Below are 22,168 nucleotides of genomic sequence, written 5' to 3' on the forward strand. Positions count from 1 at the left end.
CACCGCATCCCCGCAGATCCGACCCCGGCACCCGAACTGCTGGACCACCTCACCGGCTTCGCGGTGCGCTATCACGTCGAACACCTCGCCTGCACCACCGCCCTTCGGCAACTGCCCTGGGCCTACGGGGAGATCACCGAGCCGGCAGCCGCCCGCAGGGCTGTCGAGCACCGCAACCGCCAGGTGACCGACGCCTTCACCACCCATCTGCTCCCGCACACCACCAGCCTGCTCCACCTCGTCCGGCAAGGGCTCGACGCGATGCCGCCCGCCGGTCACCACGCCGGGTGGCGGCTGCTGCTGGACGACCTGGACCACGCCACCGAACGCATCCACCACCACCTCGACGCCGGCCCTGCGGCCGGCACCGGCTACCAGGTGCGCATGCGCGCGCAGCTCTGGCCGTACCTGACCACCTGGGCCGAGCACTCGCTGATTGTCCGCGACCTGGCCGGCCAGCACCGCGCCGCCGACGTCCCGGTACTGCCCGCGGCCGAACGGGAGCAGTTGACCGCACTGGTACTGGATGCCCGAGACCGGGGGGAGCTGGAGCCGTTCGAGTCCTGGTACGACGCGGCCGGCCGCCGCATCACCCTGGCCTACCTCACCGGGCACGACGACTCCACCGTCCTGGCCCTGGCCGAAGGCCCCGGCGGCGACATCACCGCCCTGGGACGGTACGAAACCGAGTACGAAGCGGGCCGGGCCAGCCCGCCTCCGGTTCCCGCCGGAGTGCTGCGACCCGACGCGCCCTGGCGCAACGAGCAGCCCCAGCCCCAGCCCGAGGGCGACCTCGGTGACCTCATCCAGGACGTCATCACCTCCGCGCACACCGGAGACGTCTCCCGCTCCATCGCCGCAGCCGTGGACAGCGACAACCGCCAGCGCGGACCGCTTCTGCAACTCGCCGGCTTCCTCCGCGCGTGCGCGGAGTTCGCCGACGCCCTCGACACCGCTCAGGGCCACAAGACCGCCGCCCGCCTGACCGTGCTCCCCGCCCAGGCCGACACCCTCACCCGGGAACTCGCAGCGGCCGGTGAAGAACTCGGCGCACAGGTCGCAGTCCTGCCGCCGTACCGCGTTCCGTACCCGCGGCACGTGGCCCTGCCGCCCGGTCCGGCGCTGCAGACCACCGTGCCACCCCAGGCAGCCGGCAACGCGCCCGCGGCCGGCCCGCGCAGGACATGACCACTCCGCCCGGCCCCGCAACCACCAGGCGATTCCTCCAGAAAGGCGGCACGCAACCGGATACCGACCAGATAGCGGTGACCATCTCACGCCCAGGCGGGCGGGTCACCGCCCGCACCAGCGGACCCTTCGACCGGGCGGACCGCGCCCCCGGCCAGGAGCACGGATACGCTCACATCACCACCCCGCTGCGCCGGCGCGGGTTGGTCTGCACGGTCGAATACGGACTGAGCGCCTACATCGTGTGCGCGGAACTGCACGACCGCAGCACGCTGGTCATCTCCCCGCCGCAGGAACCGCCGGCCGAACACCCGCCCGGCCGCCCGCCCAGCTGGCTCGTCACCCGAAGCCACCCCTACGACACGGCAGTTCACAGCGTGGTGTACAACTCCGAACCCGGTGGACCGCACGCGCAGCATCACGGAGATGTCCCGCCGCTCCTTGCCGCCATCGAGACCTTCCTGGACCAGCTCGGCATACCACCCCGCAGCCCGATAGCCACCTTCGCCCGGTTCAACGCCGCGGACGCGATCCTTCACCGCGCCGGCTTCGTCGCCGAGGTCACCGACCGCGGCCGACTCCACCACCTCCCGGCCGCCATGACCGACCCCGCTGAGCAACGCCGCACCGTGACCCGCGCCTACGACGCCCTGCGGGCCGCCGGCATCGCCGTCGCCTGCGATGCCGCTCTGCTCGCCCCCGATGCTCCACCCCAGGCCGATCACCGAGTGCACCTCGGCGACCACCTCGCCGATCTGGCCCGGTCCATCGCTCGCGCGGACCACACCCGCCAGGTGGTCACGTCGCTGAGCGAGCTGACCGCGCCCGGCAACGGCGCCCTGGACCGCATCACCGAGGTCCTCAACGCCACAGCCGGGTGGTGGGAGGGCCTCGCCCACCCGGTCGATCCGCTCCATGCCGACGACCTGCGCCGAGTCGCCCGAGCACTGACCGTCTCCTTCCTGGAGATCCGGATACTGCGCGACGCCTTGGCCGACCGCCACACCGCGCACCCGCTACGAATCCGCCCCGGTGCGGTCAAAGCCGCAGGATCCACTGCCGGCGCCGCGCTCGCCTCGGTACCGAAGACCCCGCCGGCCACCGGTATTCACGCGGCGTCGCCGACCCCGCCCCGGGCGCGATCATGAAAGTCCGCTCTGCCGTTCGTCTGCCGGCCGGGACACTGCTCGGCCGCCTACTCAACGGCGTGGCCGCCGACGATCCTGCCTCTCGTCCAGCACGACGGCGGCACACCAGCGCGTGGCAGGGCACCGTGCGCGCTCTGCTCGTTCGCCCCCGCCGCACCTCGGCCGCCCCGTCGACCGAGACGGCCAGACCCGGGTCGCCGGCGCGTTCCTCACCGCCGGGGCCCTCACCGCGCCCGGCACATCGACCGAGGCTTACGCGTTGCTGATCGCCCCCCGACAGCCCATGAACCCCACACCCACTTCGCAAGGAGAATCGGCTTGACCGTTGTCGGTAAGCACGGCTATCCGAAGTTGCGGAATGCTTGCCGGTCCGGGATCTGCAGGTGGTCGGCTGCGGCGTGCTCAACGGCTCAGTACGACGTGCCAGGAGGCGTCTGGCGGGTGAAACGTGCGTCGACGACCAGCCGGATCGCTAACACCGGCTGGTCGTCGGGGATGGTGCCGAGGTAGCCGTGCCCGGCCACAATGGCACCGGGCCGGAAGATCAAGTGGCGCCGCAGGGCGGTCGCGGTGATCGTCAACGACCTTAAAGTTCTACTGACCGTCCTCACGCCTCTCGAGGTGGTGCTGCAGGTCGAGATGGCGGAACTGGTACAAGCTGCCGACTTGGCGGAAAACGCCGTGGTGGGTGTGGGCGTCCTCCATAAAGGCCATGAGATCGCGCGGCAGGCGGTGGCGCAGCATGAGGTAGTAGCGCGCCAGATGGAACGGTCCGGACGCGGTACGGGTCAGTGCGGCGGCCGGGCCGAAGAGGATGCTGCTCCAGAAGCCGAGAAGGAAACCCATGCCAAGTCCATCTTCGAGATTCTTCAGCAGCGTATGGTCATTCGGGCTGAGCATGGCCTCGACCAGTGCCAGCAGCACACCGAGGAGAGGACCAACAACACAGCTCGCCGCAATCACCGTACTAACGGCCAGCCTCCTGAACACCCGCCGATCACGGCCCAGTGCCGCTGCCGGGCTGGCAATTGCGGTGAGATCCGTAGGGGTCGATGTCCAACCGACGATGGCAACGGTAACCAGTCCAAGGACCGTTGCCACCATGACGCCGATGGCTGCTTCGGTCAGGACGCCAAGGGGGATGCCAATGGTCAGGGCTGCGCTCAGGGCAATGAGGAGTTCTCGGCGGCCGCCGGACCAGCGAGTACCCACTACGGGTGCGGACCGTGCGCGCAGCCCGTTCAGCCAGATGAGCAGTACGCCGATGGCTATCTGGACTGCAGGCACGGCGGTGAGCAACAAAACGGTGTCCGGAACAGAGTCCAGCCACTCCCCGAGAGGCGGCAGCAGCATCAAGATGAACAGCGGCATCCACCCGATGTCCGCAATGAAGTCCAGTGCCTCCGCCACTCCCATGGCACCTGAATCGCGGGCTACGTGGCCGGCGAGCGCCACCAGCAGGGTGAATAGGTACGCAACCATGCCCACGACGGCGCCGCTCAATAGCCGCAGTTGCCGTTGCGGGACGGCGAGCCGCACCTGCCACCACGCCAAGTCAGGGGCTCCTCCGGAGCTGCGGCGCAAATGGCCGGCGAGGAAACCCATCGTCCGTGCGACCTGAGGGGGCGCCCAGGCACAGATGTGCCTGGGATGGGGGCGATAGGCCGCAGTCAGGAAGCAATCGAAGAGATGTACCCGGACGGCTTCGGCACTGCTGAAGCGAACCGGATCACACAACTCGGCAGGCTCGGGGGGGTCTGGTGCAGGGTTGGGTGACAGGTTCGTTCACGCGGCCTGGAGGGCCGGTGTGGTCATGACGGTCTCGTACTCGACGGGTGTGAGCCGGCCGAGGGAGGCTTGCCTGCGGCGCCGGTGGTAGGTCCTTTCGATCCAGGTCACGATGGCGATCCGCAGTTCCTGGCGGGTGGCCCACTGCCGGCGGTCGAGGACGTTCTTCTGCAGCAGGCTGAAGAAGGACTCCATGGCCGCGTTGTCGCCTGCCGCCCCGACCCTCCCTATCGAGCCGACGATCTGGTGGCGGTCCAGCGCCCGGACGAATTTCCGGGAGCGAAATTGCGATCCGCGATCGCTGTGCAGAACGCACCCGGCAACGCTCTCGCGTCGGGCAACGGCATTGGCCAGGGCTGCGACGGCCAGGCGCGACTTCATCCGCGAGTCGATGGAGTAGCCCACGATCCTCTTGCTGAAGACGTCCTTGACTGCGCAGAGATACAGCTTTCCTTCCCCGTGGCGTGTTCGGTGATGTCGGTGAGCCACAGCCGATTCGGCGCACTCGCGGTGAAGTCGCGGCGGACGAGGTCGTCGTGGACCGGCGGTCCGGCCTTCTTGACGCTGCCGCGCTTCTTGCCGAACACGCTCCACCAGCGGTTGTCCCGGCAGATCCGCCACGCGGTCCGGTCCGCCATACCGGCTCCCCCGGCGCGGGCCTCGTCGGCAAGGAAGCGATAGCCGAACTCCGGATCCTCCCGGTGGGCGTCGAACAACGCGTTCGCTCGATACGCCTCCTCGAGCGCGGCATCGGCCACTGGCTTGTCCAGCCAGCGGTAGTAGGGCTGGCGGGAGAGCTTCAGGACCCGGCACGCGACCGTGACGGGAGTACCGCCTGCGGCCAGCTCTTTCACGAGCGGGTAGATCCTTTTCCCGGCAGGTTCGCCTGCGACAGATAGGCCGCGGCCCGGCGAAGGACCTCGTTCTCCTGTTCCAGCAGCTTGATCCGCCGCCGTGCTTCCCGCAGCTCCGCACTCTCCTGGCGGGTAGTTCCGGGCTTTGTCCCCTCGTCGATGTCCGCGTGGCGCATCCACTTGAACAGCGTCATCGCGTGCACGCCGAAGTCGGCGGCCACCTGCTCGACCGTCACGCCCGGGCCGCGGTTCCTCGCGACCCGCACGACGTCCTGACGGAACTCTTCCGGATAAGGCTTGGGCACAGCGACATCCTTCCCACCCGCCCCACAGGGCAAGCCAGTTCAGACGTCACCCGATCGTGCACCAGACCCGGGAGATGTTCAGGACCCTCTCCTGGACGGGGGTTGTAGATTGTCCGGGCCAGAAAGAGCGCTAACGGGGTGGATAGCGCCACTGCGACGGGAGCGCCGGAACCGAGCTGGGAGCACACGCGCTCCCAGCGCCCAGCAGACTCCGTACCGGTGCCGCCCGCGTCACGGCGCAAGTAGGCCGCCGCAGCCACAGCGTCCACCGGCTGCAGTTCAATACCGGCCGCGCCGCTGAGACGTACCGGAACTCCCGACGAGGGACGCAGTGCCGTCCTGTATTCGGCCAGACGGCTGGACAGCACCAGCGGGCGGCCTGGTGGCAGCGCCTGGTTTATCGCGTCCAAAGCAGCCGCACGAGAGCGTGGGGCCAACTCGTCCAGGCCGTCCAAAAGCGGCACGACCAGCCGGTGTTCCAGCAGGGTCTGGGCACGGCCGACCGACTGGCCGGGCCCGGCGAAGGCTGGGTAGTCAACCGCAAGGCGCTCGGCCATCCAGCTCTCCAGATCTTGCGTGTGCGGATCCCACGAAGCCAGTGCAAAAATGACAGGAACCGGGCCACCAGCAGGCCGCTGCTCCAAAAGCTCCAGTGCAAGCCGCAGCAGAAGCATCGTCTTGCCCGAGCCGGGCTGGCCCAGCACGATAAGACGGCGGCCGGGCAGGCGCTGCAAGAACAGCTCACCGATGTCGTCCCCGGTGCTGGCGAGAACAGCCGGAATAGCCGCCCTGTTCAAGCGAAGCAGAGCTGACCAGGACTCGGTTAGGCCGCTGTCAGCGGGACGCCAGGACACCGGCAACGGGTAAGGGTCATTGAGCCGCCGTACCCGCGCCTCGGCATCCCATTGGCTGCGCACCGCCACCGCGAACTCTTCCACGGACGCACTGGAATCGATTGCCGGGAAACTCTCTCCCGCACCCCGGTAAGCCAACCACGACACAGCCAGAGAAGCCAGGCCGAACACGAGACCCAGCGCGCTCACTCCCGCATCGGCCAGCGAAGTCCGGCCCGTCAGCCAGCACCACACGATGGCCAGAACCCCTGCTGTGCCACCACCCAGCATGAGCACCAGCACCCGGTCTCGGGACCGGTATTCCCCTCTCACCACGCGCCCCCCGGCACTTGCCGACCGTCCAATCGGTTGCCCCACCCGAAACAGAGGGAAAGTACATGCTCAACCGGTTGGGCGGAGGTCTCAAACCAGCGCCACTTCCCTCGTCGCCCGACCGTACCGGCGACACCATGGATAGCGCGAGAGCGCACAACCGGCGCACCACAGCCTGGCAGCATCCCTGCGGGGGGCTCCTCCGGGGAACTGGCCGAGTGCGGCTCGAGGTGAGGGAATGCCGGTCCCGGAGTCAGCGGGCCGGGTCCCGGATGCTTGCCCGGTCCGGGACCTGCAGTGCCCGGCTGCGGCGTGCTCAACAGCTCAGTACGGCTGCCAGGGGGCGGGTGTGGGTGGCAAGGTGTTCTGCCAGTGCTGTTACTGCCTGCCAGCCCGCTGCCGCGCGTCGTCGTCTCCCGTCGCTCTCTGTTGCGGAATCGCGGCACAGCCTAGCTAGGGCGAGGGACGGCGGGCCAGGTCGGCGGCGTAGTCGGAACCGAAACCCTGGCTTTCGCGGGTCCAGTTGTCTCCGGTGGACTGGTGGAATCCGAGCAGTCGGCTGATGACGACGGCGGGGAGCTCCGAGGCGATGTCCATCAGCGACGCGTGGCGTGCGAGCTGGGGCGGGACGCCGATCGCCTTCAGGCGCCGGCCGAGGGTGTGCGGGTCGATCGGCTGTCCGGGGTAGATGCTGTGGAACAGCCACTTGGGTTCCACGAGCGGGACAGTGGCCGCGCGACCGTTCCGGCGCTCGACGAGCTGGCGGATCAGGTCGTCCAGGGGCGCGGGAATCTCGGCGGGGACTCGCCCGAGCTTGAGAGCGAGGGTGTCGCCCCGGTCGACGACGTGCTCGGTGGTGAGGCGGCTGATGCGGCCGACGGGCTGGGCAAACAGCAGTAGGAGCAGACCGGCGGCACGGTCGGCGACCTGGAATTGGTCGTTGTGGACGAGGTGACGGACCAGGGCCCAGCGTTGGTCCTTGCCGATGATGCGCGCAGCAAAGTAGTTGCTGATGACCGGCGCGGTCAGCGGCCGACTGTGGCCACGTCTGCCGGCCCAAAGCAGGAATCCGCGGACCGTGGCACGGGTGGTGGGGCCGTCACTGAGCCAGGCGTCCACCTGGTCCTGGGTGCAGGTTCCCAGTGCGGCGCCGCCGTCGTGGAGCCATTCCAGCAGGCAGGCTACGTTACGGATCTCAACCCGGACGGTCTCGGCCTGGCCGTGGGTGACCAGCTGTCCGGCGGGCAGGCGGCGGAGTCTGCGCAGGGGCTGCCAGTTCGTGTAGTTGCGCAGGATCCTGCGCTCCTCGGCGGACGAGACGCGGGCGATAGTCTTGGCCAACCAACGTTCCAGTCGGGCCAGTTGCTCGTCCCGGGCGGGCAAGGTTCCTGCGGCGACCAGTGCGGCCCGCAAATACTCGACAGTTGGTGCGGTGGCAAAGCGGTCGAGGATCCCGTGGGTGACCGGCCCGCGCTCGGTCGCCAGGGCCTGGAGGACGGCACGGCGGGCGGGAACCTTGTGAATCCAGTGCAACACGGTGCGGGGTGGCGGCTTCAGCAGCGCCTGGAAGACTGGTTCCAGTTCCGGACGCATGCGACCGGCCGGCGGGCTCAGCACGTCGCGCAGGTCGGCGGAGCGCGCGCAGGCGGCGCAGTGTCCGTGCCGGTGAAGCCGTTCGACGGACCCGCACCCGGTGCAGGGACGGTGGGCGGAGGGATGCTTGGCCCAGCAGGTCTGGCACAGGGGCTCGCCCTCGGGGGTCCGGCCGCTGGTGCGGAAGATCCCGCCGCAGCCGGCGCAGGGCTTGGGCTTGTTGCCGCAGTTTCCGCACAGCGGCTCGCCGGTGGCGGTGCGGTTGTTGACGCGCCGGTGCTTGCCGCAGCTGGCGCACACAGCTTCCTCGCGCTCCTTGGCGCTGCAGGGCAGGCACTTGGGGGCGTCGGTGGCAGCGAAGTAGCAGGGTCCCCGTTCACCGCAGGTCGCGCAGATGGCGGTGGGTATCTCCCGGCAGGCGGCGCAGACTCCGCCGTCGTCGGTGCGCGACTTCCTGAAGCGCAGCGCGCCGCAGACACTGCACGGCCGGTGGTTGAAGGGGTCGTGCTGGCGGCAGGTGCCGCACAGAGGCTGGCCGTCGAACCTGCGGCCGCCGATCGGTCGCTCGCGCCGGCAGGCCGCGCAGGTCGCGATCTGGGTGTCGCGCCAGCACGGCCCGCAGCAGCGCAGGCCGTCACGCCGCTCTTTGAGGTTGGTGGTGCGCTGGCAGAACGGACACGAGGGGACGATTACGCCGTGGGCGCCGCGGTCGATCAGAGCGTGGGCGAGGGCGGAGATTTTGGGTGGCCCCTCGGCGCCGCGTCCGGTCAGCAGGCCAGGGGTGTCTTCCAGTATCCAAAGCAGCCGGAGCTGGCCAGGGCGGGTGGGTTCGACCGAGCGGACGGCCTGCTGTGCGGCATCGGGCGAGACGCCGAAGGGGCCGTCGGCGATGAGCTTGGCCAGTTCCTGGGCCGGGTCTGTGTCGCCCCATGGCGGATGGGCCCGGCAGCGGGGCCGGCCGGCGCGGTCGCGTCCGGCAAGCGTGGTGCTTCCGCAGATCACGCAGGGGTTGGCGCGCGCATTGCGGTGGTTGCTGCAGGCACCGCAGATGCGTGCGTCGTCGCCGAGGCCGGTGAGCGGACGCTCGCGCCCGCAGTCGCCACAGCAGGGCAGTACCAGCTTCTCGGCGCCGGCCTCGCGCAGCGCCCGGATGAGCCGTTCGATCGCGCGTGGTCCCTCGGGACGACCGGACGTCAGCAGGTCCGCTCTGTTCTGGAGTACTTCGGCGAGTGTCCGCAGTTGGGGTCGCTGGCGGAAGACCTTCTGGAGTACGGCGGCGACATCGATCCGCTCGCATCTGGGGTCGGCTGACCGGACGATCTCGCTGATCACAGCCTCGGGCTCCGTAGCGAAGCGTGGCAGCTCTAGGTGGGGCACGACGGGCTCCTATTCGGGCACGATCCGGGCCCGCTTGGGCCGGAAGTCGCCGAGCCCGTTGTCCTTCCCGGGCTCCGGTCCACCGCCAGCCGCGGCGCTGTGACGGCGTCGCGTACCGGCCGCCGCGACGGGCTCGATGAGCTCGTCCATGCTGCAGCCCAGGATGTCGACCAGGGCCATGAGGGTCTTCAGGCTCAACCGCTCAGGCCGTTCCACCACCAGGCGGTAGGTCTGGCTGGGCGACAGGTCGATGCCGCGTTCGGCCAGCAGGGGGCGCAGGTCGGTGGTTGAGAACATTCCGCGGGTGGCCATCACCTCCCGCAGATGCCAGCGGTAGTCCAGCCTCGGCGTCACATCGTCTCCCTACTGTCCGCCCTGGAGGGCGCTGTCCAAGACCTTGCGCATCATCGTGTTCATGAAGTCCCCGCTCACTCCGGTATAGAGCGCGGTCGTGGAGGCGTAGCGGTGGCCGACCTGCCGCTGGACGAATGCCGGGGCCGCGCCGTCCTCGATCTGGTGGGTCACGTGGCTGTGCCGAAGGCAGTGCGGGACCAGGGCCTTGTCCAGGCCCAGCGCGTCACGGTAGGTCGCGAACCGGTCCTCGATCTCGCGGGCCTGCAGACGCCCGCCGCGTTCGGTCAGCCACAGCGCCGACTGTTCGGGGGCAGCCGCGTAGCGGGGCCGGGCGTTGAGCACGTAGTCCTCGACCGCTTCCACTGCCCAGGGCATGACGCTGAGCGTCGTGCGTCGGCGCGGTGGCGAACCCTTGGTCCGTTTGCCGTAACGCACGTGCAGCGAACCGAAGTTGCCCAGCTCCGGGGCTTTCGGGTTGCGGTAGAAGTCGGTGATGTCCAGCCGGGAGGTCTCGGTGCAGCGTGTGCCCCAGCCGTACATCAGCTTGAACACGGTGGCGTCCCGGTAGGCCGCGAGTGCTCCCTTGCGCCCTAGCCTGATCGACCGGTTGACCTGGGCGTCCGCGTGGTCGAGGAAGAGCTGGATCTCCTCGCGCGTCATCGGTCGCCGCTCGGCGCCGCCTTCGTAGTCGGACAGGTGCGCGGCGGTGTTCCACTCGTGGCAGATCTGCACCGGGTGGACCCCGAAGCGGGTTTCGCACTCGGCCGGCCACTGGTAGTGCGGCGAGGTGATGTAGTCGCAGAACATCCGGATCGCGCTCTGGTAGCTGCGGATCGTCGACTCCGCCCGCTTCAACTCGGCGATCAGGTACGTCATCCACTCGTCGAGATCGGAAGCCGACCACTGCCACGGATAGGCGTTGGTGTACTCGGCGAAGCGCCGCACCACGCTCTGCCGGTCACTGATCGTGTCCGGCTGCAGTCGGCGCCCGCCGCGCTGCTGGCGTCCCCAGCCTTCGGTCATCGCCTCGAAGACCGCGTCCTCGGGATGCAGCAAAGACACGCCCTGGAGCAGCACGAGCTGCGCTGAAGCCTCCCGCAGTTCCGCTCCGAGCACCCTTCCACTCCCTCCACTAGCCGCGCGAATCATGCATCAGATGCACTCGCGTGCGCAACATCCCAGGCCACCGGCCTCAACTTCGAAGAGAGGTACTCGGCATGAAGCCGCAAAACACCAGCCCAACCAAAACCGGATCACGCATCCAACGCAATTCCCCGGGGTCCCGTACGACCTGGATCGTTGATCATCAGTGTGGCCACCGGATCGAACACGACCTGTCCACCCGGAGGGCCGACGAGCGCGCCGGATACGCCCGCTGGCTGGAAGCCCGGGACTGCACCGACTGCTGGCGCACCGCACATCAGGCCGACGCCGCCACCACGCAGGAATGGCTCGCCAGCCGCCGGGAGCAGGAACAAGCAGACGCCGGCGCGTGGGCGGCCCAGTACGACATGCCGCCCCTGAGCGGATCCGACAAGGCCGTAGCCTGGGGCGCGCGCTGCCGCCACCAGCTCGTCACCGCCGCCTATCAGGCCCTGGTCGCCGAAGGCGAACTCGGCGAGCAGCAGTGGGCCGCGGTCGAAGAGGCCGCGCGGCTGGTCGACCGGGCCGGCTGGTGGATCGACCAGAGGGACGCCGAAGCCGGCGATCTGCCCGAGCTGCTGGCAGCCGCCACCGACGCCGACCGCACCACCGAAAACCCCTACCGCTGACCCGCGCCCCACGCACGCCGAAGGAGTACCGCTGACTTCGTTTCCCTCCCCGCCGCGCCCGCCGGCGGACACCACCACCCCCGAACGCAACATCACCCACCAGCACTTCACACCCGGCGACCAGGTCGCGATCATCAAGGGCGCATTCAAGGGCGAGCTGGTCGGCGAGGAGATGACCGTCGTCGCATCCTCCTGGCACACCCCCACCGATGAGGACGGGTGGCGGCTGCGCAATCCGCGCGGGGGCGAGCACTCCTACGTCACCGCCCACCCCCGCTACATGATCCACACCGGCCGGTACTGCCCGGACTGCACCGGCTTCTTCCGCGCGCTGTCCGACGCCCTCCTCCCGCGGATGCCGGACACCGAAAGGTCCGTGGACGGCGGCTGGTACTACCAGACCGCGCTAGACCAGCTCGTCCACACCGCCGACCTCGGCAGCAGCCGGTGACCGTACACATGACCGTCGCAGCCCGGGCGGCGAAGCTCGACGCGCTGCGCGCCGCAGCCAGGCGCAGGATCACCGAGGGCGAGGACTGGGTCGGCCCGCTCAACCGCGGGCTGCGGCTGACCGGCGCGACGTGGCAGGAATCCGCCCAGGTGTGCAGCAACGCCGTCTGGCACGCCCGCCGCACCGGCCGCGACACGCTCAAAGACCTGGAACACCGCCCCGTACCGGGCGCCGACATGTCCGCGCCTCAGCACCGGACCTGGTGGCACCTCTACCTCACCGCGCACCAGTTCGACTTCCGCTGCCAGGCGATCCGCACCGTCTTCCAGGCCCTCGACCCGCCCGGCGCCGAGCACGCCGACCCCTACATCCGCGCCCACGACGTCTTCGCCGTCCTGGGCAGGTCCCAGCCGGCCGGGCTCTGCATGCTCGACGACCTGCTCTCCGAAGACGACGCCGCCCAGTCCCGGGAAGTGCTGCACGTGGTGCTCCAGGGCCTGCGGCTCGGGCACCTGCTGCCCGGCCGCGCGGAAAGGATCCTCCACCTCACCGGGCTCCCGTCCCTTTCTCGGACTGCGGAGCCGGTCGCGCTGATGCGCACCGCCGGCGCACTGCGCCAGCTCGGCCGCCACCGGGAAGCGCTCGGCGTGATCGACGACGCCATCGAAGCGCTACCCGCGGGTGATCCAGCCGTCCACGCCGACCTGGTCCGCGAACGCACCCTGATCACCGCCCTCCTCGACATCGCCCCGCTCACCGCCCCCGGTCGGCGAGGTGGCACCGCGTGATCCTGCGGGTGCACCCTCGGGGCGACGACGCCGATGACGCCGAACAGGCGGCGCTTGCCGCCATCACAGCCTGGCACGTGGGCATTACCGCCCCGACTGAACACCAGCCCGCATAGCACCGGCCGACCCCGGCCACTGATCCGCATTGAAAGGTCCCGCCCCCTGCACGTTCTCGTCCTCGCCACCGGCAACCCCACCATGGAGACCGCTCTCCTGGCAGCCGGGCACACCGTCACCCTCCTCACCCCCGCCCCGGGCCCCGCCCACCCGCCGCCCGGTGTCCACGCCGTTCACACCGTCCGACACTGGGACGACCTGGACGCCCTCACCGCCCTGGAACCGTCCCTGCCAACGGTCGGCGCGGTCGCCACGATCGACGAGCAGTGCATCGTCGCCGCCGCCCACCTGCGCCACCTGCGGGGCCTGCCCGGCCTGAGTGTGAACGCCGCGTACCGGTACACCGACAAGCACCTGATGAAGACCGCCCTCGCCGCGGCCGGGCTGCCGGTCGCCGCCCACCGGCTGGTCCACCACGCCGACGAGATCCCGGCCGCCGCCAAGGTTCTGGGCTGGCCCGTCATCGTCAAGCCCCGCGCCGGCGCCGCCACCTGGAACACCTTCGTCGTCCGCAACGAACACCACCTGGGCGAACTCCTCACGGCGGGCGCGTTCGACTCCCGCGTTCCCGACATCACCGGGCGCTTTCACGCCGGCCACGCCCTGGACTCCCTGCACGAAGCCGCCGACGGCTTCCTCGTCGAGCACTTCCTGGACCTGTCCGACGAATCCTTCGTCGACCTGTACGCCCACCACGGAGAAGTCCTGCTGGCGGCCCTCGGCCGCTACGACCAGCCGCTGCTGCGCACCGTCGGATCCGCCTCCTACGACACCGTCCTGCCCCCCGACCACCCCGAAGCCCCCGCGATCACCGACCTCGCCCGCCGCGCCGCCGCCGCACTCGGCCCCCAGACCGGCGCCGTGCACTGCGAGATCCTGCGCACCACCGACGGCCGGCTCCACGTCGGAGAAGCCGCCGCCCGCCCCGGCGGCGACTGCATCACCGAACTCACCGGCCTGATGTACGGCTTCGACGTCCCCGCAACACTCGCCGCCCTCGCCACCGGCAAGCGGCCCGACCTGCCCACGGAGCCCCGGCACCCGGCCCTGATCGCCGTCATGATCGCCGCACCGCCCGGCACCGTCACCCACACCGCCACCGCGGAAACCATCGAGAAGCGCCCCGGTGTTCTGGCCGCGACCGTCAACCTCCGCCCCGGCGAACAGGTCCCGGCCACCGCCGGGACCGTCACCGGAGCCGGCCGCATCCTCTACCGCCCCAACGACCTCACCCGGCTCGACCGGGAGGTCGCCGACCTGCGCGCCGCCCTCGACATCCACGTCACACCAGCCCCCGCGGCTGCCGCGTCCGAGCACTGAGACCGTCCACAGGTTCATCCACAGGCTGTGATCAACCGTTCAGACATGCCGCCCCAAGTCCGTTGTTCCGAAGGAGAGTTCAAGAAGGTTCGCTGACCGGCCGCCCCGTTCCGTCCACTCCACCGAAAGGAGCGCCTCTGCCGTCAGGCACCTTCACCGTTGATTTCGCCCACGATGCCGCGCGTCAGATCGACCGGCTCGCCGAACACCTCGCGGCGGCCGGTCCCGACGAAACCCGCCAGATCCTCCGCGACACGGCCACCGCAGAGGAGGGTGTCCTGGGCCGGGTCGTGATGCTGCTGGCCACCGCCTTCTACCGGGCCCAGCACCACGGTGACCCCCACGCCGGCGTCTATGGGCAGGCCGCTAACGACCTGCACGACCTCGTCCTTCGCCTGGACGCCGAACTGAACCCGGCACCTGCGCCCCCGGCGGCACAGCCCGCCCCGGCCGGCACACCGGCACCGGCGAGGCAGACACGATGAGCCGGCGGCAACCGCGCTGGGGACCGGCCGTTGTCGGCGAAGTCCCCCAGCAGCACTACCTGGTGCGGCCCCGGCACCTGGCCGGCGGCGGAGACCTCATCCACATCACGGGCTACCTGGCCGGGGCGGGCTGGAAGAACCGCACCGACACGTCCGGCTCGCCGCTCTGCTTCGAAAGCCCCGACACGTCCGTGCGGGTCGGCTACCACTCCCGCACCAGCCCGCCGATGTGGGTCATCTCCGGCAACCCGCCCGGCCGGCCCGCCTGGAACGCCACCCTCGGCGCCGCGGTCCCGGTGGAGATCCTCGCCGGCCTGACCGATGCCCTCGCCGGCCCCCGCCCCGCCCACGCACCCGACGTCCTCGGCCAGGCCACCGCCCGCGGGTGGAAGCCCGGCAAGGGTGAGCACCCCGGCGCCGAGCATCCCGACGGCACCGCGAGCCTGCAGTACCGCCGCGAAGGCGACACCGCGATGTGGTGGGCCACAGCCCAGACACCGGCAACTGACGGCCACAGTATTCCGCTGTGGACGGCCGGTTTCTCCGAGCACACCCCACTGCACGCCGTGGAAGCATTCGCCGCCACCCTCGCCGACCCCCAGCCGGTCCTGCGCCCGCCGGGCCGGATCCCCTTCGCCACCGCCCCGCACACCGCGACCACCGCGTACGCGGTGCTGCCCTCCCAGCTCGCCGCCTGGCGCCAGACCCGTACCGCCGCAGGGCGCGCGGCGGCCTGGGCCCGCTCCGCCCGCACGTTCACCGCCCACCTGCGCCCCCGCCCAGCACGGATCCTTCAGACAGTTCCGCTGCCGCCACGTCCCACCCCACCACCACGCCCGGCCGTCCCGCCGCGCCCTGCTCACCCGCCAAGGAGCCGATGACCCAGCCCCACCACCCCGAAATTCGGGCGTCGGTCCAGCGTCGGCCTCGCGCCCGCATCACCCCGCTGGCCCTGCTGCGCGCCCGCGCCCACCGCCACACCACCCAACCCCCACCCCGGCTCCGGCTCCGGCTCCGGCCGCGGCCGCGGCCTGGACGCGAGGAGGACCGGTGACCCGCAGGCACGATCCAACCACCGTGGCAGGCATCGCCGCCTCCCTTCGGGACCTGGCCACCACCCTGGACAACGCCGACCCGGAGGAGGCCGCCGACCTCCTGACGGACGTCGTCGCCAAAGACGGCGTCCTGGACGAACTCGACCAGGTGCTCAGGGCCACCCGCCACCTGATCACCGCCGCCGTCCCGGCCGACGAATGGGGCGACCACCAGCCCGGATACGCGCTCTACCACCAGCTCGCCGACACCACCGAACACCTCGACGAGCAGAGGCAGGAATTGCGCAACGCCCCGCAGATCCTGCGCGCGCTACCGGACCCTGCCCCTGCGGCAACAGCGGACCGGGCCCGAACCGCACCGTCGGCAACCCCGCTCCCCCCGTCCGCCGTACCCCCCGTTCCGGCTCCGACTTCCCCCAGGACGACCCGCTGACCCCTGACCCCGCCACTGAGCAGCCCGCCTCTGCCGTCACCGGGCACCTGCACGAACTGAACGAACGCATCACCCAGGCCGACCCAGCGGAAGCCGTCGGCCTGCTGGCCGGAGTCCTGGCCGAAGGCGGAGTGCTGGACGCCGTCCGCGCGCTGCTGGGGACCGCCGTCGACGTCGTCGACAAACAGGCTGATGCCACCGGCCGGACGCAGGACCGGTCGGTGTACACGCTGTGGCACATCCTGTGCGCCGCCGCCGACCACCTCGACACCCAGGCCACCGACCTGCACCGCGCACCCCAGCTCCTGCGCGACCTGACCACCCCCGGCACCCCGTCCGAAGGAGGGCCAGGCGCCGCGCCGGAGCAGCGCCAGGCGCAGGACTGGGTGCCGCCGGCAGCGATCCTCCAGGCCCCGGCGGCCCTGGAGGCGATCACGGCCCTCCTGGACAGGGGCACCGTCTCCGCCCCGCTGCTCGTCGCCCCGGTCCTCGACCCCGACGACGGCGTCCTGTCCCACCTGTCGGACCTGCTGGCATCCGCCTCCCGCTACGCCCAACGACACGGCAGTACGCGTGAGTTGTGGCAGGCCCTGGGGAGGGCCAGCCAGCACCTGGGCGACATCAGCGAAACCCTCGCCGACAGTACCGCCGGTCTGGCCACGCTTCCCGGCGTCACCCGCCGCCCCTCACCCGCAGCCCGGAAACCGCCCGCCCCTCCGGCTCCGGGCGATGCGCCCGGGCGGCAGCGCTGATGCGGGAGTATTTCCAGACCGGTGCCAACGGCCCGCAGGACACCGTCCAGTTCGCCACCACGTCCCGCTACCTTGCCGGCGGTGGTGATCCCCGGCGGGTGACCGAGGTGCTGCGCGCCGCGGGCTGGACCAACCACTCCGACCTCGCATATCCGCACGTCCTGCTGGCCAGCCCCGACATGGCCGTCCGCCTCGCCCTGGAACCCGCCCAGCCCGACGCCTCCACCGCGTGGTGGAAGTTCAACGCCCGCGGCTGGTACGCCGCCTTCGGCGGCCACACCCCGGTGGAGATCCTGGCCGGATTCTCCGACGCCCTCCTGCACCCCGCGCCGGACCAGCCGCCCACCCCGGCCGGGATCCGCGCGATCCTGGCCTCGACCGGCTGGGACAAGGAAACCGACGGCCAGGGGGCCGAAACCGCGCTCTCCCCCGACGGTTACGTGCGTATGGGCCCGCGCCCGGGCATGGACGACGAGGCGGGCCGGCCGACCTGGTCCGCCGAGGTCGCTCCCGCCACCGGATTCGCAGACCGGCGCCTGTGGTCGGCGTGGTTCTCCGCCGGCACGCCCACCCACCTCGTCGCGGGATTCGCCGCGCAGCTGATGAGCACCGAGCCGGTCTACCGCGATTCCCGCGGGCTGCCGCACTCCTGGCTGCTCACCCAGGAACGTACCAGCGTCCAGGGCGAGCACCTTGCCGATGACCATCGCCTGCGGCTCGAAGCCGTCCGCGCCGCCGCCCGCAAACAGCGCAGAGCCGCCGCGGCGCTTGCTGCCCACGCACCGCTGCCGCCGGCAACCGCGTCGGCCGCGGCACCCACCCGGCGCTGAGCCCCCCTTCGCTCCGCCCGCTCCACAGAAAGGACCCAACTCCGATCGATCCCGCTTCCCGCCAACTGGTCCTGGACCAGCTCACCGTCTACACCCGCGCCGCCGCCCACATCCTCCAGCAGTGGGACGACTACTGCGACCAGCATGTCGACGACCAGGGCTGGCCCCTGGACGACATCGCGTACGGGCTGCGTCAGCGGCGGCGTGACGCCGACACCTGGCGGGCCTTCCAACACCTCCACCCGCACCTGGAAGAACTCCTCACCGCCGCCGAACGCCAGTTCTCCGCCCTGCCCGCGGCCGAGCGGGAACCCCACTGGCGCGGCACGCTCACCCGTCTCGACGAAGCCCGGATCGGCCTGGAGAACGCCCAGGCCCGGTGGGAGGCCGAGCGCGACGCGCTGCCGGCCAACGCGGTGCCCGGCACCGAGGCGTACGACGAGCCGCTGGCCGAACGCAATGCCGAGACATGGGGATACCTGTGCGACTGGGCCGACGGCGGCCACGTCCTGAACCAGATCGCCCGCGCCACCGCCCGAGCCCGTGACCTCGCCGGTCCGTCGGCCGAGCACGCCCGCACCCGAAACCCTGCCGCGCTGCCACCGCAGCCGCCCGGCCACCCCCAGCACCGAGGCCCGCGATGACCCGCGGTCACACCCACCGAACACCCGAGGAAAACCACACGAGCAACGTCATCGACGGCCTGGCCCTGTACGACACCGCCGGCCGTATCGACCGCCTCAAAGTCACCCTGGAAGTCCTACCGGTTCCCGATGACGGCATGGTGCCGATCACGGTGTTCAAACAGATCGGCGTACTGGCCGGGATCATCGGCGATGTCAGCACCGACATCGGCCGGCACCTGCCCACCGGCCAGTGGCCCCCGTCGCCGACCGCCAAGAAGACCGCCGAGGCGTACAGCCGCGCTCTGGACCCGCTGGGACAGACCGTGACCGAGCTGGGCCGTCTGCAAGACGAACTCCTCGGCCGCCTGCCCCACTTCGCTCCCTCCGGCGCTCCCGAGGACCGCCTCAGCGACGAGGTCATCCACGGCTGCCTCGATGCCGCCATCGAAGCCCTCGGCCACGCGGCAGCGCATCTGCGAGAGGAAGCCGCGCAGTTGGCCCCGCGGGTCCGCCCCCGCGCACCGGCCGACCGCCCCGCCCCCAGCGCGGCCATCGCCCCGGCACACCACCCGGCCGCCCCGGCACCCCCCGCCGCGAAAGCGCGCTGACACCACAGCCCGGCACACACCACCACCACCGCCACCCCATTCACGTTCTGGAGAACTGCCCATCGACCCCGTCCGTATCACCGTCGGCCGGCACCACCTGCTCGGTCTGCTCGCCCTGAGCACCGAGGAAGAGCCCGGCGTCGAGCACGACCTGCTCACCCACGCCGGCTTCACCATTCAACCCGGCGACTTCCTTTACACCCTGCCCGGCACCCCCAACGACCCCGCCGCGATCCGCACCGCCGTGACCACGCTGCGCACCAGTGCCCAGGCGCTCGGCATCCGGATCGGCATCGATCCCGCACTGGCCACCGCCCTCGAACACCATCACGAACCCGGGGCAGAGCCGGGTACCGGGCGCGGGCCTGCCGCTCCGGATGGTCCCGCTCTGACCACGACGGCCCGGCCGGCTCCGGCCGCCGCGCCCCGCCCGCACCCGGTCCGCTGACCCCGGCACCGCCCCGGCAACCACCCCACTCCGGGAGAGACATCCCTGCCCTCCAACCCGCCGCCCTCCACCGGCACGTCTGACCTGACCGACTGGCTGTTCAGGCTCATCATCGGCGCCATCGCGGTGGCGGTACCGGTGGCCAACGCCGCCTGGCTCGGCGGGAACTGCGCCACCGTCGTGACCCACGCTGGCCCCTGGGCGCCCTACCAGCCCGCCGACGCCCTCCTCCACCCCCACCTGCTCTGGCCCGGGGCCGGCCACACCACCCTGCTCGTCGGGCGGTTCATCGCTCCCGGCCTGCTGATCGCGGTCCTTGCCGCGGTCGCCGGGCGCTGGTGGTGGCGCCACCGCAACGGCGGTGGAGGCCGGAACAAGGCGGTCGCCGGGATGGCCAAGCACCGCGACATCCAGCCGCTGCTCGCCGCCACGATCACCACCAAAGCCCGGTCCTTGCGCCCGAGTCTGAAGGACACCAAGAAGCCCGACCCGCACCAGACCGGGATCCTGCTCGGCAACCTCGCCGGCACCCGGCACGAGGTCCGGATGGGGTACGAGGACGTCGCAGTCGCGATCATGGCCCCCCGCTCCGGCAAGACCACCTGCCTGGCGATCCCGGCCATCCTCAACGCCCCCGGCGCGGTCCTGCTCACCAGCAACAAAGCAGCCGGCGACGCCTACACCGCCACCCTCGACGCCCGCGCGGCCGTCGGGCGGACCTGGACCATGGACCCCCAGCAGATCGCCCACGCCCAGCGCACCCTGTGGTGGAACCCCCTCGCCGGCGCCACCACCCTCGAAGGCGCCGGACGCCTGGCCGGCCACTTCCTCGCCGCGTCCGTGGACGCCTCCCAGCAGGGCGACTTCTGGTCCAAAGCCGCCTCCAACGTCCTGTCCCAGCTCTTCCTCGCCGCCGCGAACGACGGTCGGCCGATCACCGACATGATGACCTGGCTGGCGTTCCCCGCCGACCGCACCCCGCTGGACATCCTGCGCGACCACCACTTCGGCCCCGTCGCAGCCCAACTCAAGGGCACCGTGGAAGGACCGCCGGAAACCCGCGACGGCATCTACGAAACGGCACGCCAGTACGCGGCATGCCTGCTCAACGCCGACATCGCCGCGTGGGTCACCCCGCAGGCCGGCATCGCGGAGTTCGATCCCGAGGAGTTCGTCGGCAGCCGCGACACGCTGTATCTGCTGTCGAAGGACGGCGGCGGCGGTGCCTCGGCGCTGATCGCGGCGTGCGCCGACAGCGTGATGCGCACCGCGACCACCGCCGCCGAACGCGCCGGAGGACGACTCGACCCGCCGATGCTGGCGATCCTCGACGAGGCCGCCAACGTCTGCAAGATCAGCGACCTCCCCGACCTCTACTCCCACCTCGGCTCCCGCGGGATCATCCCGATCACAATCCTGCAGTCCTACCGCCAGGGCCAGAAAGTCTGGGGCGACGCCGGCATGGACGCCATGTGGTCGGCGGCCACCATCAAGGTCATCGGCTCCGGAATCGACGACCCCGACTTCGCCGACAAGCTGTCCCGCCTGATCGGCGACCACGACGTCGCAACCACCTCCACCTCCCACAGCGACTCCGGGAAGTCCACGTCCGTCTCCATGCGGCAGGAACGGATCCTCCCCCCTGACGCGATCAGATCCCTGGCCAAGGGCAGCGCGCTGCTGTTCGCCACCGGCCTGCGCGCCGCGATGCTCACCCTCCGCCCCTGGTACACCGAACCCGGCGCCGAGCAACTGACCGCCGCCTCCGCCACGGCGTCGAAGGCCATCACCTCCCGCGCCATCGCCAAGTCCCTGACCAAGGACGACATCGGGAAGGCGGCATGACCAACGCCGCGACTGCCGGGCCCCGCCTGCAGAGCGAGCACGGCGCGCTTCGGCTGCTGCCGGGCCGGCTGCATTACACGACCTCGTGGGGAGCGCAGTACGGCGGCGACAGCCAGAACCTGCTGGACGAAATCCCGGCCGGATCGGTGGACTTGTTCGTGACGTCGCCGCCGTTCCCGCTGCTGCCCCCCAAGGAGTACGGCAACGTCGACCAGGACGCCTACGTCGAGTGGCTTCTGCCGTTCGCTAAGGCAGCCCACCGTGCGCTGAAACAGTGCGGGAGCCTGGTGCTGGATCTCGGCGGCGCCTACCAGCGCGGCCGGCCCGTGCGCTCCCTGCACCAGTTCCGCGTCCTGCTGGCCCAGACCGACCGGCTCGGATTCCACCTCGCGCAGGACTTCTACTGGCACAACCCCTCCCGGCTCCCGTCACCGGCCGAGTGGGTCACCAAGCGCAAGATCCGCGCCAAGGACACGGTCAACACCGTGAGGTGGCTGTCGAAAAGCCCGTTCCCGAAGGCCGACACCACCGGTCTGCGGACCCCGTACTCGGCGTCGATGCGGCGGCTGCTGGCCGACCCGCGCCGGCACTTCGCCCCGGCGCAACGCCCCTCGGGCCACCACGTCAGCGACGCCTTCGACGCCGACCGGGGCGGTGCCCTTCCCACCAGCCTACTCACCGTGCCCAACAGCTCCTCCAACGACGCCTACCTGCGCGAGTGCCGCCGCCTGGGCATCCGTCCGCACCTGTCGGGCCGCACCGTAGATTTGCAGTTGGCATGGCTGAGACCTGGACACTGAAACCTTCCGTGCGGTGGCCGGGTCCCGGAGCACCACGCGGAAGACTTCAATCCGAGGGACCGCTC

Annotated in this window: 22 protein-coding genes and 1 pseudogene; 14 read left to right on the forward strand and 9 right to left on the reverse strand. The window is 70.8% G+C overall.

What is annotated here, in order from left to right:
• Positions 1 to 63: 63 nt before the first annotated feature.
• Positions 64 to 1,188, forward strand: a complete 1,125-nt coding sequence (locus OG900_09810) for a hypothetical protein (GenBank protein ID WUH90369.1) — start codon at positions 64 to 66, stop codon at positions 1,186 to 1,188.
• Positions 1,189 to 1,265: 77 nt separating this feature from the next.
• A complete protein-coding gene (locus OG900_09815) occupies positions 1,266 to 2,336 on the forward strand; it encodes a hypothetical protein (GenBank protein WUH90370.1) in 1,071 nt (356 codons plus the stop codon).
• A 410-nt stretch (positions 2,337 to 2,746) separates the two neighbouring features.
• Here OG900_09815 and OG900_09820 read toward each other — a convergent pair whose 3' ends face one another.
• The 7 genes and pseudogenes from OG900_09820 to OG900_09850 all read right to left on the reverse strand — a co-directional run bounded on the left by OG900_09820 (position 2,747) and on the right by OG900_09850 (position 10,889).
• The gene (locus OG900_09820) at positions 2,747 to 2,917 is read right to left on the reverse strand and encodes a hypothetical protein (protein ID WUH90371.1); all 171 of its coding nucleotides are present in this window, start codon (positions 2,915 to 2,917) and stop codon (positions 2,747 to 2,749) included.
• Positions 2,918 to 2,930: 13 nt separating this feature from the next.
• Positions 2,931 to 3,890, reverse strand: coding sequence for a hypothetical protein (locus OG900_09825; GenBank protein WUH90372.1), 960 nt, complete (start codon positions 3,888 to 3,890; stop codon positions 2,931 to 2,933).
• A 231-nt stretch (positions 3,891 to 4,121) separates the two neighbouring features.
• A pseudogene (locus tag OG900_09830) lies at positions 4,122 to 5,283 on the reverse strand (IS3 family transposase).
• On the reverse strand, positions 5,211 to 6,419 hold the full coding sequence (locus tag OG900_09835; protein WUH90373.1) for an NACHT domain-containing protein: 1,209 nt from the start codon (positions 6,417 to 6,419) through the stop codon (positions 5,211 to 5,213). Before OG900_09835 ends, OG900_09830 begins: the two are co-directional and overlap by 73 nt.
• Before the next feature lie 483 nt (positions 6,420 to 6,902).
• Positions 6,903 to 9,374: a hypothetical protein gene (locus OG900_09840; GenBank protein ID WUH90374.1), complete on the reverse strand. Its 2,472-nt coding sequence runs from the start codon at positions 9,372 to 9,374 to the stop codon at positions 6,903 to 6,905.
• A 54-nt stretch (positions 9,375 to 9,428) separates the two neighbouring features.
• The gene (locus OG900_09845; GenBank protein ID WUH90375.1) at positions 9,429 to 9,773 is read right to left on the reverse strand and encodes a helix-turn-helix transcriptional regulator; all 345 of its coding nucleotides are present in this window, start codon (positions 9,771 to 9,773) and stop codon (positions 9,429 to 9,431) included.
• A gap of 9 nt (positions 9,774 to 9,782) precedes the next feature.
• Positions 9,783 to 10,889 (reverse strand): tyrosine-type recombinase/integrase, encoded by a 1,107-nt coding sequence (locus tag OG900_09850; GenBank protein WUH90376.1) that lies wholly within the window; start codon positions 10,887 to 10,889, stop codon positions 9,783 to 9,785.
• Positions 10,890 to 10,990: 101 nt separating this feature from the next.
• Here OG900_09850 and OG900_09855 point away from each other — a divergent pair, with 101 nt between their 5' ends.
• The 4 genes from OG900_09855 (at position 10,991) to OG900_09870 (ending at position 14,221) form a co-directional block, all read left to right on the forward strand.
• Positions 10,991 to 11,545: a hypothetical protein gene (locus OG900_09855; GenBank protein WUH90377.1), complete on the forward strand. Its 555-nt coding sequence runs from the start codon at positions 10,991 to 10,993 to the stop codon at positions 11,543 to 11,545.
• Positions 11,546 to 11,576: 31 nt separating this feature from the next.
• Positions 11,577 to 11,996, forward strand: coding sequence for a hypothetical protein (locus tag OG900_09860; GenBank protein WUH95686.1), 420 nt, complete (start codon positions 11,577 to 11,579; stop codon positions 11,994 to 11,996).
• Positions 11,997 to 12,004: 8 nt separating this feature from the next.
• Entirely contained in the window at positions 12,005 to 12,784 is a 780-nt protein-coding gene (locus tag OG900_09865; GenBank protein ID WUH90378.1) for a hypothetical protein, read from the forward strand.
• Positions 12,785 to 12,982: 198 nt separating this feature from the next.
• Positions 12,983 to 14,221, forward strand: coding sequence for a hypothetical protein (locus OG900_09870; GenBank protein WUH90379.1), 1,239 nt, complete (start codon positions 12,983 to 12,985; stop codon positions 14,219 to 14,221).
• A 143-nt stretch (positions 14,222 to 14,364) separates the two neighbouring features.
• On the opposite strand, the gene OG900_09875 is transcribed toward OG900_09870, so the two are convergent.
• Complete coding sequence (locus OG900_09875) at positions 14,365 to 14,601, reverse strand: hypothetical protein (protein WUH90380.1); 237 nt, start codon at positions 14,599 to 14,601, stop codon at positions 14,365 to 14,367.
• 101 nt (positions 14,602 to 14,702) lie between these two features.
• On the opposite strand from OG900_09875, the gene OG900_09880 reads away from it, so the two are divergent.
• The 6 genes from OG900_09880 (at position 14,703) to OG900_09905 (ending at position 19,010) form a co-directional block, all read left to right on the forward strand.
• Positions 14,703 to 15,587, forward strand: coding sequence for a DUF317 domain-containing protein (locus OG900_09880; protein ID WUH90381.1), 885 nt, complete (start codon positions 14,703 to 14,705; stop codon positions 15,585 to 15,587).
• A 169-nt stretch (positions 15,588 to 15,756) separates the two neighbouring features.
• Positions 15,757 to 16,194, forward strand: coding sequence for a hypothetical protein (locus OG900_09885; GenBank protein WUH90382.1), 438 nt, complete (start codon positions 15,757 to 15,759; stop codon positions 16,192 to 16,194).
• A 131-nt stretch (positions 16,195 to 16,325) separates the two neighbouring features.
• Positions 16,326 to 16,946 (forward strand): hypothetical protein, encoded by a 621-nt coding sequence (locus OG900_09890; GenBank protein ID WUH90383.1) that lies wholly within the window; start codon positions 16,326 to 16,328, stop codon positions 16,944 to 16,946.
• Positions 16,946 to 17,776, forward strand: a complete 831-nt coding sequence (locus tag OG900_09895; GenBank protein ID WUH90384.1) for a DUF317 domain-containing protein — start codon at positions 16,946 to 16,948, stop codon at positions 17,774 to 17,776. Before OG900_09890 ends, OG900_09895 begins: the two co-directional genes overlap by 1 nt.
• 416 nt (positions 17,777 to 18,192) lie before the next feature.
• Positions 18,193 to 18,420: a hypothetical protein gene (locus tag OG900_09900; protein ID WUH90385.1), complete on the forward strand. Its 228-nt coding sequence runs from the start codon at positions 18,193 to 18,195 to the stop codon at positions 18,418 to 18,420.
• The gene (locus OG900_09905) at positions 18,417 to 19,010 is read left to right on the forward strand and encodes a hypothetical protein (protein ID WUH90386.1); all 594 of its coding nucleotides are present in this window, start codon (positions 18,417 to 18,419) and stop codon (positions 19,008 to 19,010) included. Before OG900_09900 ends, OG900_09905 begins: the two co-directional genes overlap by 4 nt.
• Before the next feature lie 40 nt (positions 19,011 to 19,050).
• Here the strand turns inward: OG900_09905 and OG900_09910 are convergent, their stop codons facing one another.
• Positions 19,051 to 19,341 carry a hypothetical protein gene (locus tag OG900_09910; GenBank protein WUH90387.1) on the reverse strand — a complete coding sequence of 97 codons (291 nt, stop codon included), beginning with the start codon at positions 19,339 to 19,341 and terminating at the stop codon, positions 19,051 to 19,053.
• A gap of 162 nt (positions 19,342 to 19,503) precedes the next feature.
• Between OG900_09910 and OG900_09915 the strand changes: the two genes are divergently transcribed.
• Both OG900_09915 and OG900_09920 read left to right on the forward strand, forming a co-directional pair.
• Positions 19,504 to 21,303, forward strand: coding sequence for a TraM recognition domain-containing protein (locus OG900_09915; GenBank protein WUH95687.1), 1,800 nt, complete (start codon positions 19,504 to 19,506; stop codon positions 21,301 to 21,303).
• The gene (locus tag OG900_09920) at positions 21,300 to 22,103 is read left to right on the forward strand and encodes a site-specific DNA-methyltransferase (GenBank protein ID WUH90388.1); all 804 of its coding nucleotides are present in this window, start codon (positions 21,300 to 21,302) and stop codon (positions 22,101 to 22,103) included. The genes OG900_09915 and OG900_09920 overlap by 4 nt, the downstream gene beginning before the upstream one ends.
• Positions 22,104 to 22,168 lie beyond the last annotated feature (65 nt).

It is taken from the genome of Streptomyces sp. NBC_00433, assembly GCA_036015235.1.
Lineage (GTDB): Bacteria > Actinomycetota > Actinomycetes > Streptomycetales > Streptomycetaceae > Actinacidiphila.